We start from the raw sequence: 13425 nt of genomic DNA, 5'->3' as shown, positions 1-13425 counted from the left end.
ATGAGTAGACCTTCTTCAAGGGCCACACAAAGCGCAATCAACACCAGTGTCGGCCATCCAAAGGGCTTGAAGGCAAGGAGCGTTTCAGCCCATGCAAAGCCATGACATCAGGTTGCCGATCAGTCAGGTCGCGCCATCGGCAGGCAATCGCGCCAATCATCAGGCTGAATTCAATAACAGCGCAAAATCCGCCGGAGGAGTTGATATGGAACCTCGCGTCATTGAACTCGAGACACACCTCAAATACATCCGAAGAGACATGGAAGAGGTCCGTGGCGATGTTAAATCCATCAAACACAGGCTGGCCTATTCTGCGGGTGGAACAGCCGTGGTCCTGGGGCTGCTGGGCTGGGTCGCCAACAGCCGCTTTGATCAGGTCGTGTCACTTCTGGTTCGTTAAACGCTAGCCATACACGCAAGCTCCGGCACGATCTACCGGGCTTGCGTGGCAAGACTTTCGCCAGAATCAGCTCAGGACTTCGCTCAGCGGAATGAAGTTCACGTCATCGCCTTCGATCAACGTGCGGTCTTCCAGTACTTCAACCAGACCATCAGCCCAAGCGGCACTGCGGAGCACCCCGGAGCTCTGATTCTTGTAGATGATTGCCCGACCATTCTCCAGGCGTCCACGCAAATACTCTCGACGATTACCAGCCTTTGGCCAGTCGAACCCTGCAGGCACCTGAAACTTTAATGGCTCGACCTCTTTCATACCCTGGCGGCGCAAAAGATAGGGCCTGGCCAACAAGGCAAATGTAACCAGCGTCGACGCAGGGTTGCCGGGCAAACCAATCACGGGGACGCCGCGAAAATGACCGAACGTCAGCGGCTTGCCTGGTTTGATGGCGAGTTTCCACAGGGTCAACTCGCCCTCTTCGCGCAAGGCAATGCCCAGAAAATCGGCTTCTCCCACCGACACGCCGCCGGTAGAAAGGATCAAATCGACATCCTTCAATTCCCCAAGGCGGGCGCGAGTGGCCGCTAAATCATCGGGAAGAATTCCGGCATCGATCACTACACAGCCCAAGCGCTGCAACCAACTGCACAGCAACACGCGATTACTGTTGTAAATCTGTCCCGGCCCGAGGGGCTGGCCCGGCTCTATCAATTCATCTCCGGTTGACAGGACTGCGACACGAACCTTGCGAACCACGTTCAGCTCAGCACATCCCAGCGACGCCGCCAGGCCCTGCTCGATAGGTCCCAGACGGGTGCCCGCCGGCAAAACAAGTTCGCCAACGGTAGTTTCCTGGCCTTGCGGGCGAATATTTTGACCCGGGGCCATTGCCTCGATAAAACGGACGCGCTCGTCCGCCTGAACCTCGGCGTTCTCCTGCATCTCGACGCAATCGGCACCTGCCGGTACAGGCGCACCGGTAAAGATTCGGGCGCAGGTACCTGGCTTCAATGGTTCGGGTACCTGGCCGGCGAAAATCTTCTGACTGACCATTAAGGGTTCGCCCGTCCAGTCAGCGACGCGCAAGGCATAGCCGTCCATGGCACTGTTCGGCCAGGGCGGCAGATCAAGCGTCGAGACCAGGTCATCGGCCAGTATGCGACCTTCAACCTGTGCCAACGGCAAGCGCTCACGCTCGCCTATCGTTGATGCCTCAGCCATTTCCAGCAAACGCGCCAGCGCGACTTCGACCGCCATCAAGCTACCGGCTTTGCCGGGCTTACCCACGGGATTCACAGGGTGCCGCCTGTTTAAGGTGAGCGACGAAATTGCAGGGACGGTGCCGCGAATCCAGCTGTTCGGCGAGAATGCCATCCCAGCCAGTGCGCACAGCATTGGTCGAACCCGGCAAACAGCAGACCAGCGTGCCATTGGCCAAACCCGCCAGGGCCCGGGACTGAACAGTCGAAGTGCCGATGTCCGCGACCGAAATCTGCCGGAACAACTCGCCGAAACCGTCGACTTGCTTGTCAAGCAGACAGCTCACCGCTTCCGGTGTGCTGTCGCGCCCCGTGAACCCGGTACCGCCGGTGATCAACACCACCTGCACGACATCCTCGGCAATCCAGTTGGCGACTTGCGCGCGAATTTTGTAGAGATCATCTTTAAGCAAAACCCGAGCGGCCAGGTGATGGCCGGCAGCGCTCAAGCGGTCGACGAAAAGCTGCCCTGACGTATCGGTTTCCAGGGTGCGGGTATCGCTGACCGTCAACACCGCGATGTTGAGCGGCGCGAAAGGTACTTCAGCCTTGGCTTTCATAGGCTCGTCCAGTTGTAGGATAAACAGCCCGGTGTTATATCACAGCGCTCCGTTTTTTCGCCGCCCCCATGGAGACGTGCCATGACCTTGAGTACACATTTGCCGCCCTGCTCCATTCTGCTCCTGGCCGGTGGTCGAGGCCAACGCATGGGCGGCCAGGACAAGGGTTTGCTGGAATGGCATGGCGAGCCACTGATCGCGCACCTGCATCGCAAGACCCGCGCGCTGAGTGATGATCTGATCATCTCCTGCAACAGGAACCTGGAAAAATATGCGCCTTTTGCCGACCAGTTGGTCCATGACGATGAAGGCGACTTCCCGGGACCCTTGGCCGGTATTCGCGCCGGCCTCAGGGCCGCCCGCCACGCCTGTCTGCTGGTGTTGCCGTGCGATGTGCCGCGCATCGATGCGGCCCTGCTCCAGAGCATGCGCGAAACCGCCCGCCAGCATCCGGACAAACCGCTGATGCTGCGCCATAACGAACACTGGGAGCCGTTGCTGTGCATCATCCCGGTGGCGCTTTCGGCAGCGTTTGAAAGAGCCTGGAATGAGGGCGAACGCAGTCCGGGACGCCTCATGCGCAAATTGGGCGCTACCGCCCTGCAATGTCCCGATAACGATCCTCGTCTGGCCAACCTCAACACGCCGGAGCTGTTAAGTGCACACAACACTGTGTCAGACTGACACGAGAAGGAACTTGCGCGCGTTGCATACGTCTCAAGCTCAGTAACCAAAAGAATTCATATTCGGAGACACACTCATGACTCAACGGACCCTCGCCACTCTCATGCTCGCACTGGGCCTTGCAACCCTCGCCGGTTGCGCATCGCCTACAGTGATCACCTTGAATGACGGTCGCGAAATCCAGGCCGTCGACGCGCCAAAATACGATGACGAATCGGGTTTCTACGAGTTCGAACAGCTTGATGGCAAACACACCCGCATCAACAAGGATCAGGTTCGTACCGTTAAAGAGTTGTAATGGTTACGGCACCACCGGATACAGAAAAGCCCGCTTGATGCGGGCTTTTTCGTGCCTGATGCACTGTGATCACCATTGCAGGGTGATGGTGCTCTCGAATTCACGTGGTTGACCTGTGATCGGGTCGACAAACCGCAAACCCTGAGCCAGCAGCTTCAAGGGATTGGCATAGTCGTCCTCGACATCCTTGAGCACCTGCGGGTAGAACGGGTCGTTGCAGATACTGGCGCCCAAAACAGTCATGTGCACCCGCAACTGATGCTTCTTGCCGGTCACTGGATAAAGTCCATAACGCCAGAGATCGCCGTTCTTCTCACGAACCTCAACTGCCGTCTCGGTGTTGCTGGTACCCGGACCTTCCTGCATGCGAAAGAATGGCTCGCCATCGACCAGCCGACTTTTATGAACCAGTGGAAAGGTGAGTTCAGGCAATGCGCGGGCGATTGCTTCGTAGCGTTTTTCGATATTTCGTGTAGGAAACAATGACTGGTAAGCCGAGCGACTCTCAGGGTTCGCTGAAAACAACACCAGTCCCGCCGTGTGCCGGTCAATGCGATGCAAAGGCACAAGATTCGGGTTATCCAGGCGACGGATCAGCCGCCGCAACAACGTCTGCTCCACGTATTCCCCGGCAGGCGTCACTGGCAGAAAATGCGGCTTGTCCGCCACCACCAGATGCTCGTCGGCATACAGGATCGACTCGACCACCGGGATCGGTTTTTCGTCCGGCACCTCACGAAAGTAATGAATCCGCAGGCCTTCCTTGTAACGCAGATCCAGAGCGATCGGTTGACCGTGCCCGTCAAGCACGCGACCACGAGCAATCCTGTCCAGCCATTGTTCACGACCAATAGCGCTGAAGTGGTCGCACAGGCAATCGAGCACGGTCTGCCACGGACCCGGCGGCAAATAGAGCGTGCTGGCCTGGTTGTGCGAAGCAGAAAAAGATGAAGTGGACATACAAACGCTCTGACCCTCAATACAGGCCAGCATTATCCAACAGTGGCCGGAACGAACCTAGAAGAGAATCCTCACGCCGGCATCTGCTTGCGCGCCGCCGCTTCGGTGAACTCCTTGAGCCAGCGCAGCACATCGACCGCTTCCCAGCGGCCTGGATCATAAAGCGCGTACAACAAGCCCTGATAACCCACGACATCGAGCTGGCGGTGATAACCCGCGCGCTGGAACAACGCTTCGATTTCGGCAAAGCAGGTGTTGAAGTGCAGTTTGTTGAAGGGTGTTTTTCCTTCCGTGACCAGACCATCCAGACGCAATTCGAGGACCGCCTCGCGCACAACATCAACCGACATCCGGTTCACGCTGTTTTTCAATTGTTCGACATTGACCACGATCTTCCCCTCTCACGCCCGATACTGCCTGCTCGAACCTGAAAACCAGGGGCGAACGGCAATATTACGAATAACTGTATGCGCATACAGTATCCGAAGAGCATCGGTTAAGCCAAGGGGATCATTCGCAAAGTTCGACAAACGGGACATCGCCAACCACAAAACCGCTTAACGCAGGAACGCCACCACCTCGTCGGCATTGAATGGCCAGCCCAGTTCAGCGCCGGTATCGACCCGCCGTAGCACCGGGATACGCAGGCTGTAAGCTTCAAACCATGTTTCATCTTCAGCGATATCCACCAGCTCCACCAGCAGACCACGTTCGACAAACTCCATCAGCATGGCTTCGGCCACTTCACAGAGGTGGCACCCAAGGGTGCCGAACAACTGACATTCAGGAAGCATGAGCGCTCAACCTAAAAAATTAAGAACCTATTCTAGGCTTGCTCCGAAAAGCCGTCGAGCCAGTGAATTTTCTGCCCTTGAGCACAAATCGCAATGGGCGGCGGTAAAACCCTGACGCATATCAGTCGCTCCAGCGGCCAATTACGTGATGCTCAGGTTTTTTTTACTTCTACGCTTGAGTAGCCAGCCCCTCACCGGAGTTTTTCGTGTTCGCCAACCTCTTGATCATTCTCGCCTCCTCCCTGGTGGTGATTGCATTGTTCCAGCGCCTGCGTTTGCCTCCGGTGCTGGGCTACCTGTGCGTAGGGCTGATGATCGGGCCGACGGCGTTCAACTGGGTGAATGAAAGCGAAGAGTTGCCAGACCTGGCCGAGTTGGGCGTGGTGTTTCTGCTGTTCTCCCTTGGGCTGGAGTTTTCCCTGTCGAAGATGATCGAGCTGCGTCGGGTGGTGTTCGGCCTTGGTAGCCTGCAAGTGTTGGTGTCCGGGATTTTGATGGGGGCATTGCTGATGCTGTTCGGCATGCCGACGACGCCCGCGTTGTTACTCGGTGCCGGTCTGTCGCTGTCTTCTACGGCCATAGTCAGCAAGGAGCTGAGCAGCCTCGGCGAGATATTCAGCAGTCACGGCCAGAATGCCATCGCCGTGTTGCTGTTCCAGGATGTGGTGGCGGTGCTGTTGCTGACCCTGGTGCCGGTGTTCGCCGGCAACAGCGATCAAGCCTGGTATTGGGCATTGCCATTGACGCTGGGCAAGACCTTGGTGCTGTTCGGTGGTTTGTTGCTGGCCAGTCGATGGTTGTTGCCCCGCCTGTTCCATGAAGTTGCCGCCGCCCGCTCCCCGGAGCTGTTCGTGCTGCTGGCGCTGGTCATCGTTTTGCTGACCGCGTGGCTGACTCACCTGCTCGGTCTCTCCCCTGCCCTGGGTGCATTTCTCGCCGGCATGCTGCTGGGGGAAAGCCACTATCGGCACCAGATCGAGGCGGACATCCGACCGTTCCGCGACATCTTGCTCGGGTTGTTTTTCGTCAGCATCGGCATGCTGATCGACTTGCAGCTGTTTGTCAGCCACGGCCTTATGGTTCTCGGCCTGACGCTTGGGTTACTGCTCATCAAGGGCACAGTGGTCGCGCTGCTGGTCAAATGGCGCGGCAGCGACGGCGAAACCGCCTGGCGCAGCGGCCTTGCATTGGCTCAGGGTGGCGAGTTCTGCTTTGCCTTGATGGCGCAGATGCAGCAAAACAAACTGATGCCCGCCGACTTCGGAGGTCTTCTGCTGGCCGCGACATTCTGCTCGATGCTGGTGACACCGTTGTTGCTGCGCGCCGCCCCCCACATTGCGACACGCCTGCATCGCAAGCCCAACGAAGAAGCAAAACTGGCAGAAATCAGCGCGCTTAACGCCGACTTGCACAACCACGTTGTGATTTGTGGCTACGGTCGCGTGGGTCAGTCGATCGGCCGCGCATTGCGCAACGCGCGCCAACCTTACCTTGCGCTGGACACCGATCCGGTGCGTGTCCAGGAAGCTGCCGTGGATGAAACCTGTGTGCATTACGGCGACTCGCGGCGCGGTGAACTGCTGCTCGCAGTCGGGCTGGCGCGAGCCAGGCTGCTGGTGATTGCCGTGGACCAGACCGACATCGCGCTCTTGATTCTCCAGGAAGCGCGCCGATTGAACTCGAAGATTCCGATCCTGGTACGCACTCGAGACGACAGCCAACTGACCGAGTTGAAAGCGGCCGGCGCCAGCGAAGTCGTGCCCGAGCTGTTGGAATCGAGCCTGATGCTCGCCTCCCACGCCCTGATCATGCTGGGTTTACCCGCGCATCAGGTACAGGAGCGGGCCGACCAGATACGGCATGACCGTTATCGTCTGCTGCACGGTTTTTATCCCGGGAGCGACGATGAAGAAAAGTGAATCAGTCCTGGCTCACGGCGCCGATCTTGTGCACCGACAAGTCCGCACCGTAATACTCCTCTTCCTGGCTCAGGCGCAGACCATGCAACGCCTTGATCCCGCCGTACACCACAAAACCACCGAGCAACGCGACGATCACACCCAACGAGGTGCCGATCAACTGGCTGATCAGGCTCACCCCACCCAGACCACCCAATGCACTCTGACCGAAGATGCCGCAGGCGAGTCCTCCCCAGACACCACACAAACCATGCAACGGCCAGACACCCAGCACATCGTCGATGCGCCATTTGACTTGAGCCGCGGTGAAGCACCAGACGAACAGGGTCCCGGCGATCACACCGGTGACCAGCGCGCCCACCGGGTGCATCAGATCGGAACCTGCGCAGATCGCCACCAACCCGGCCAGTGGACCGTTATGCAGAAACCCCGGGTCGTTGCGTCCGACGATCAGTGCCGCCACGGTGCCGCCGACCATGGCCATCAGCGAGTTCACCGCGACCAATCCGCTGACGCCTTGCAGCGTTTGGGCGCTCATGACGTTGAAGCCAAACCAACCGACGATCAGGATCCACGAACCCAATGCCAGGAAGGGAATGCTCGACGGTGCGAACGCCACCAGCCGCCCTTCGCGATAACGCCCTTGCCTGGGGCCGAGCAACAACACCGCCGCGAGGGCCAGCCATCCGCCCATGGCGTGGACCACGACCGAGCCCGCGAAGTCATGGAAGCTGGCGCCAAATTGTTCCAGCAACCAGGCTTGCAGCCCGAAGTTGCCGTTCCAGATCATGCCTTCAAAGAACGGGTAGATGAACGCCACGATCAGCGCCGTCGCACACAACTGCGGAACGAATCTGGCGCGCTCGGCAATGCCTCCGGAAATGATCGCCGGAATCGCCGCCGCGAAGGTCAGCAGAAAGAAAAACTTAACCAGCCCGTAGCCATGATCCGCATTGATCACCGCCGCTGGTTGCATGAAGGTAACCCCGTAGGAAATCCAATAGCCTATAAAGAAGTAGGCCAGGGTCGAAATGGCGAAGTCGCTGAGGATCTTCGACAAGGCGTTGACCTGATTCTTTTGTCGAACTGTGCCGACTTCAAGAAAGGCAAAACCGGCGTGCATGGCCAGAACCATGACCGCACCGATAAGAATGAACAACGTATTGGAGCTATGGACCAGACTGTCCACAGCGCTTTGCAGATTTTCCATGGGTTGGCAGACCTGAAGGCTAAAAGGCACCAAAGCGGTTCGCGCAGAGAATTTGTGCACCAAGTTGCGGCTCGCAGGATCAAGGCATTGATCCCCATGAACCGCTTTGGCGCACAAGGCTGAAACCTAGACGCGAGTTTTAATTGTTTGAATCAGGGTTTTCCTGAAATCATGCCCGGCAACAGCGCAACGGCGCGGGCTGATGCACCATGACATAGCAAAAGTTGTACCAGTCATTTGTACTGAACCTTCACATAACGCTCATACTCGAACGCTTCAGAAGCCAATTACGGAGATCACCAATGGCCCGCATCAAAGCAAAGACTGCTCAAGATATCCTGATGAACGACTTTCAGACTCTGGTCAACGACACCGAGCGGTTGCTGGAACACACCGCAACCCTGGCTGGCGATCAGGCCGATGAGCTGCGCGCCCAGATCCACGACAGCCTGCTGCGTGCCCGCGAAACGTTGAAGCTGACCGAAGACTCCCTGCGCGAACGCGGCCAGGCTGCCGTTACCGCTGCCGAAGATTACGTACAGACCAATCCATGGCAATCGGTCGGGATTGCGGCGGGTGTCGGTTTTCTGATTGGCCTGCTGGCCACTCGGCGCTGATATGTCTATCGGTGAATCCAGCTCGTCCGCGACGGGCACAAGCTCTTCATCGCGGCGCCTGGGTGCCGCTTTTCTTGGACTGTTGCACAGCCATGTCGAACTGTTCGGCATCGAGTTGCAGGAACAGAAAGCGCGCACCGTAAGCCTGTTGCTGTTTGCAGGCCTGGCGCTGGTCTTTGCGTTGCTGTTGCTGGTGGGCTTGTCGACGCTGGTGCTGATTCTGTTCTGGGACACCTACCGTCTGCCAGCGATCATCGGACTCTGTGTGTTCTACACCCTGGCTGCAGTTTTCTGCGCCATGCGCCTGAAAGCAGCGATTTTCGATGAGTCCTCACCCTTCCACGGCACCCTGGAAGAATTGGCCAACGATAGGGAGCGCCTGCTGCCATGAGCCTGCCTGAATTGCCCCATAACAGCTCTCGCACCGAAATGCGCAAGGCGCTGATACGCCTGCGCATGGAAATGCATCGCCAGGAAATCCGTCACGAATCCGCGCAATTGCTGCAACCCCTGCAGCGGGTACGCGGGATGACGAAAAACCTGCACGATGGCTTCGGCATCAAGCACGCCCCGCTCTGGGGCATGGCCGCCGTGACGCTGCTCGGTTTTCTGACCGGTAAAGGTGCCAAGAACGGCGGTACCGGCAGCCTGACCCGGCTGGTTCGCCTGGGCACAACGCTGGGCCCCCTGATCAAATTGGTCATGCAGGGTTCTTCGCGCAAAGACTGAATAGCCACTATCTGGCTGCATTCTTGCAACACCACCGGGATTAACCTCTTTATCGAGAGGTTCAATCCTGTGTGCCTACCCGGCGAACAGCTCAATCCAAAAACAAGACCTTACTAAGGAGGCCTCGTGATCGACGGGCAACCGCTCGCCTGCTTTCAGCCATTTATCGATACCGCCACGGGCCGTATCGCGGGTGTGGAAGCGCTGGGTCGACTGCGACAGGCCGACGGTCAACTGGCTTCGGTGGGGCCGTTGTTCGCCGACCCGCGAACACCCGCCATCGCCCTTCGGCGCCTTGACCGGCAGATCCGCGATAACGCGCTGAGCCGTTTGCATGAAGCGCCATCGGACTGGTTTCTGAGCCTGAACATATCACCGCGCTGGATCAACCGCTTACGGCCGGACCAGGCTCTACCGAGCCTCAAGCAATTGAGCCGACACAACGTCGATCCGCAACGCATCGTCTTCGAGATCACCGAACTGGGGGGCGACATCCAGCGCCTGGCCGACGTCGTGGCACGCTATCGACACGCCGGGGCACGGATCGCCATCGATGATTTTGGTGCCGGTTACTCGCAACTTGATCGCGTGCTGGCCCTGCAACCGGACATTCTCAAGCTCGATATGCGACTGTTCCAGGCCGCGGCATTGGGCGGCCCCAGTAGCGACGTGGTGAAAGCCCTGGCGCAAATGGCCGAGAAAACCGGGTGCTGGATCATTGCCGAAGGGGTGGAAACCGAAGATCAGCTCAATTTCGCCCTGGAGTGCGGCTCGCGTTACGTACAAGGATTTCTCTTTGCCCGGGCGCAGGAGGACTTCTTCGCCACCGACGCCTTTGTCGAACGTTTCGCGCAACTGCGCCAGCGTTATGTTCAGCAGAAACTGGGCGAACGCGGTCGACTGATGATCATGCGCCAGCAACTCTGCGAATTGATGGCGATCCTGCAAGCCTGGGCCCTGGCCCGTGCGCCGCTGAGCGCCTTGCCACAGCTGCAGGCGTTTCCATGGCTATTGCGCTTCTATCAATGCGACCGTCACGGCACCCAGTTGACGCCCAATCTGGAATGGCGCAACAACGGCTGGGAGGCCGATAACCGCTACCTGGGTCATAACTGGTCGTGGCGACCCTATTTCTATCAGTTGCTGGCCGAGGGCTGGGAAGAGCGGCGCCTGACATTGTCCACGACCTACCGCGATGCCACCAGCAATCAGTATTGCCTCACCGCCGGGCAATTTTTCGACAACGGCGAGCGACTGCTGCTCATCGACATCGACGCCGCCGGGCTCTAGTACTGCTTGCAGGCGCAGGCACGAACCCGGAAGCTAGAGGCTCAGTCACCTGACGGAGAGTCCAGCCTTGGATTGGCAAACCCTGCTTACCCGCGAACGCCTCGGAAAGCCTCTGCACAGCCCGGAAGAACTCGGCCGCAGCCCTTTTCACAAAGACCACGATCGCATCATCTTCTCGGGTGCCTTTCGCCGCCTCGGGCGCAAGACTCAGGTCCACCCGGTCACCAGCAACGATCACATCCACACACGCCTGACCCACTCGCTGGAAGTCAGCTGTGTGGGTCGATCGCTGGGCATGCGCGTCGGTGAGACCATTCGCAGCGCCTTGCCCGACTGGTGCGAACCGAGCGACCTGGGGATGGTGGTGCAATCGGCTTGCCTGGCCCATGACATCGGCAATCCACCCTTCGGGCATTCCGGCGAGGACGCGATCCGTCACTGGTTCCAGCAGGCCGCCGGCCGTGGCTGGCTGGACGCCATGAGCGACGTCGAACGCAATGACTTCCTGAACTTCGAAGGCAACGCCCAAGGCTTCCGGGTGCTCACCCAGCTCGAATACCATCAATTCGACGGCGGCACCCGGCTGACCTACGCCACGCTGGGCACTTATCTGAAATACCCGTGGACGGCAAAGCACGCCGATTCATTGGGCTACAAAAAGCACAAGTTCGGCTGCTATCAGAGCGAACTGCCGTTGCTGGAGCAGATCGCCCTTAAGCTCGGCTTGCCGCAATTGGAGGAACAGCGCTGGGCACGCCATCCACTGGTGTACCTGATGGAGGCTGCGGACGATATCTGTTACGCGCTGATCGATCTGGAAGATGGCCTGGAAATGGACCTGCTGGAGTACGCCGAAGTCGAGTCTTTGCTGCTCGACCTGGTGGGTGATGATCTCCCGGAAACCTATCGCCAACTGGGCCCACTGGATTCGCGTCGGCGTAAACTGGCGATCCTGCGGGGCAAGGCCATCGAGCACCTGACCAATGCCGCCGCCCGGGCCTTCGTCGAGCAACAGGACTCGCTGCTGGCCGGCACGCTGCCCGGCGATCTGGTGGAGCACATGCATGGTCCGGCCAAGCGCTGCGTCTTGAATGCCAAAGACATGGCGCGCAAAAAGATCTTCCAGGACAAGCGCAAGACGCTGCACGAAATCGGCGCTTATACCACCCTCGAAATCCTCCTCAACGCATTCTGTGGCGCGGCACTGGAACAACACAACGGTCGAACACCGTCCTTCAAGAGCCGGCGCATCCTCGACCTGCTAGGCAACAATGCGCCCGATCCTCATGGTCCTTTACACACCTCGTTCCTGAGAATGATCGACTTCATCGCCGGCATGACCGACAGCTATGCCAGTCAAATGGCACTGGAAATGACCGGTCGCTCAACCCACGGATAACCGTGCATCGTTCAGCCGCGTCAGGGCCTCCTGACCGGCTGATCGACGTTCCGTGCATTTCTCGTTTCAATCCGCGCGTCAGCAGAATCGCCCTACACCCAGTGCAGAGCCGACTGATCGAATGAACGGTCCGATCGCGAAATAATCACGCGCCCTCTGCTCGACAGATGAAGCATGAAAAAACCCATGTCTGAACACGATTGGCGCATCTTGCTGGTGGAAGACCACCCCTTCCAGCTCAGGGCCAACCAGCCAAATGGGAATGATCAGACAGGCCATTGTGCTGAGTAGTCTGACATCCATTGAACTGGACGCTCTTGAAAGAATAGCCGTCGAACACGGGCTGCCCTTGTTGGGCTATTTGATAAAACCCCTGAAACAATCAGACCTTAGAAACTTATTGACCTTGATTTCACTGTAAAAAAGCCCCCAAACAAAGACACACTAAAAAACATTTAAACAACAATCTAATCCATTTCAAATCAATCTGTCCGACCCACCAAACGCACAAACAACACCTTGACTGATCCTCATGCAAAACCTAGTTGATCCGTAGTCCGATTCTTCTTCGAATGTAGGAATTATCTTATATTGCCACTACAGGCCTGTCAGTTGATCCCCCCTCAACTATCTGAGCTAAGGTGCGCGCTTTATTTGAGCGCGTATGGGATTTGATTATGAACTCCGTTTTTATTGTCGACGATCACCCTGTCATCCGTCTTGCCGTCCGAATGTTGCTCGAACATGAGGGTTACAAAGTCGTCGGCGAAACTGATAATGGGGTCGATGCCATGCAGATGGTTCGTGAATGCATGCCAGACCTGGTCATTCTTGACATCAGCATCCCCAAACTGGATGGGCTGGAAGTTCTCTCCCGCTTCAACGCAATGAGTACCCCCCTGAAAACGCTGGTTTTAACAGCCCAGTGCCCGACACTTTTCGGTATTCGCTGCATGCAATCCGGCGCGTCCGGGTATGTATGCAAACAGGAAGACCTTAGTGAACTGGTGAGCGCAATTAAAGCGGTACTATCAGGTTACAACTATTTCCCCAGCCAGGCCTTGAATCCTGTCCGTGCTGACGATGAGCGATATTCCGACCTTGAACTGTTCAAGTCAGTCAATGACCGAGAGCTGATGGTATTGCAACTTTTTGCCCAAGGCCGCACTAACAAGGAAATTGCCAAGGGCATGTTCCTGAGCAACAAGACTGTCAGCACTTACAAAAAACGCCTCATGCAAAAACTCAAGGCCAAATCACTCGTTGAACTCATTGATATGGCAAAACGCAACGCGTTAGTGTGAGAAAC

General features: G+C 57.6%; 16 protein-coding genes and 1 pseudogene. 11 read left to right on the top strand and 6 right to left on the bottom strand.

Features of this window, described 5'->3' with window-relative positions:
* Positions 1-91 precede the first annotated feature (91 nt).
* Positions 92-400: a hypothetical protein gene (locus HP062_RS30025; protein WP_010461243.1), complete on the top strand. Its 309-nt coding sequence runs from the start codon at positions 92-94 to the stop codon at positions 398-400.
* 66 nt (positions 401-466) lie between these two features.
* Here the strand turns inward: HP062_RS30025 and glp are convergent, their stop codons facing one another.
* Both glp and moaB read right to left on the bottom strand, forming a co-directional pair.
* On the bottom strand, positions 467-1693 hold the full coding sequence (glp, locus tag HP062_RS30020) for a gephyrin-like molybdotransferase Glp (protein WP_172792629.1): 1227 nt from the start codon (positions 1691-1693) through the stop codon (positions 467-469).
* Entirely contained in the window at positions 1677-2216 is a 540-nt protein-coding gene (gene moaB / locus HP062_RS30015) for a molybdenum cofactor biosynthesis protein B (RefSeq protein ID WP_010461247.1), read from the bottom strand. The genes glp and moaB overlap by 17 nt, the downstream gene beginning before the upstream one ends.
* An 81-nt stretch (positions 2217-2297) precedes the next feature.
* Between moaB and mobA the strand changes: the two genes are divergently transcribed.
* A complete protein-coding gene (gene mobA, locus HP062_RS30010; protein ID WP_010461248.1) occupies positions 2298-2900 on the top strand; it encodes a molybdenum cofactor guanylyltransferase MobA in 603 nt (200 codons plus the stop codon).
* A 76-nt stretch (positions 2901-2976) separates the two neighbouring features.
* Positions 2977-3198, top strand: a complete 222-nt coding sequence (locus HP062_RS30005; RefSeq protein ID WP_010461249.1) for a YgdI/YgdR family lipoprotein — start codon at positions 2977-2979, stop codon at positions 3196-3198.
* 69 nt (positions 3199-3267) lie between these two features.
* Here the strand turns inward: HP062_RS30005 and HP062_RS30000 are convergent, their stop codons facing one another.
* The 3 genes from HP062_RS30000 to HP062_RS29990 all read right to left on the bottom strand — a co-directional run bounded on the left by HP062_RS30000 (position 3268) and on the right by HP062_RS29990 (position 4952).
* Positions 3268-4158: a pseudouridine synthase gene (locus HP062_RS30000; RefSeq protein WP_154503888.1), complete on the bottom strand. Its 891-nt coding sequence runs from the start codon at positions 4156-4158 to the stop codon at positions 3268-3270.
* A gap of 71 nt (positions 4159-4229) precedes the next feature.
* Complete coding sequence (locus HP062_RS29995; protein WP_010461253.1) at positions 4230-4547, bottom strand: transcriptional regulator; 318 nt, start codon at positions 4545-4547, stop codon at positions 4230-4232.
* A gap of 168 nt (positions 4548-4715) precedes the next feature.
* Positions 4716-4952 carry a glutaredoxin family protein gene (locus HP062_RS29990; protein ID WP_010461255.1) on the bottom strand — a complete coding sequence of 79 codons (237 nt, stop codon included), beginning with the start codon at positions 4950-4952 and terminating at the stop codon, positions 4716-4718.
* 206 nt (positions 4953-5158) lie between these two features.
* Here HP062_RS29990 and HP062_RS29985 point away from each other — a divergent pair, with 206 nt between their 5' ends.
* A complete protein-coding gene (locus HP062_RS29985) occupies positions 5159-6871 on the top strand; it encodes a monovalent cation:proton antiporter-2 (CPA2) family protein (RefSeq protein ID WP_010461257.1) in 1713 nt (570 codons plus the stop codon).
* A gap of 1 nt (position 6872) precedes the next feature.
* On the opposite strand, the gene HP062_RS29980 is transcribed toward HP062_RS29985, so the two are convergent.
* Positions 6873-8081: an ammonium transporter gene (locus HP062_RS29980; RefSeq protein ID WP_010461260.1), complete on the bottom strand. Its 1209-nt coding sequence runs from the start codon at positions 8079-8081 to the stop codon at positions 6873-6875.
* 302 nt (positions 8082-8383) lie between these two features.
* On the opposite strand from HP062_RS29980, the gene HP062_RS29975 reads away from it, so the two are divergent.
* The 7 genes and pseudogenes from HP062_RS29975 to HP062_RS29950 all read left to right on the top strand — a co-directional run bounded on the left by HP062_RS29975 (position 8384) and on the right by HP062_RS29950 (position 13420).
* Positions 8384-8698 carry a YqjD family protein gene (locus HP062_RS29975; protein ID WP_010461262.1) on the top strand — a complete coding sequence of 105 codons (315 nt, stop codon included), beginning with the start codon at positions 8384-8386 and terminating at the stop codon, positions 8696-8698.
* Between the two features lies 1 nt (position 8699).
* Positions 8700-9089 (top strand): phage holin family protein, encoded by a 390-nt coding sequence (locus tag HP062_RS29970; protein WP_042932237.1) that lies wholly within the window; start codon positions 8700-8702, stop codon positions 9087-9089.
* A complete protein-coding gene (locus HP062_RS29965; RefSeq protein ID WP_010461265.1) occupies positions 9086-9427 on the top strand; it encodes a hypothetical protein in 342 nt (113 codons plus the stop codon). The genes HP062_RS29970 and HP062_RS29965 overlap by 4 nt, the downstream gene beginning before the upstream one ends.
* Before the next feature lie 126 nt (positions 9428-9553).
* On the top strand, positions 9554-10717 hold the full coding sequence (locus HP062_RS29960) for an EAL domain-containing protein (RefSeq protein ID WP_077747909.1): 1164 nt from the start codon (positions 9554-9556) through the stop codon (positions 10715-10717).
* 67 nt (positions 10718-10784) lie between these two features.
* Positions 10785-12116, top strand: coding sequence for a deoxyguanosinetriphosphate triphosphohydrolase (locus HP062_RS29955; RefSeq protein ID WP_172792460.1), 1332 nt, complete (start codon positions 10785-10787; stop codon positions 12114-12116).
* Positions 12117-12302: 186 nt separating this feature from the next.
* A pseudogene (locus HP062_RS31270) lies at positions 12303-12537 on the top strand (hypothetical protein).
* Between the two features lie 256 nt (positions 12538-12793).
* Entirely contained in the window at positions 12794-13420 is a 627-nt protein-coding gene (locus tag HP062_RS29950; RefSeq protein WP_010461270.1) for a response regulator transcription factor, read from the top strand.
* Positions 13421-13425 lie beyond the last annotated feature (5 nt).

This window comes from Pseudomonas sp. B14-6 (assembly GCF_013260315.1).
Classification (GTDB): domain Bacteria; phylum Pseudomonadota; class Gammaproteobacteria; order Pseudomonadales; family Pseudomonadaceae; genus Aquipseudomonas; species Aquipseudomonas mandelii.
This window is presented reverse-complemented; position numbering and strand designations above follow the sequence as displayed.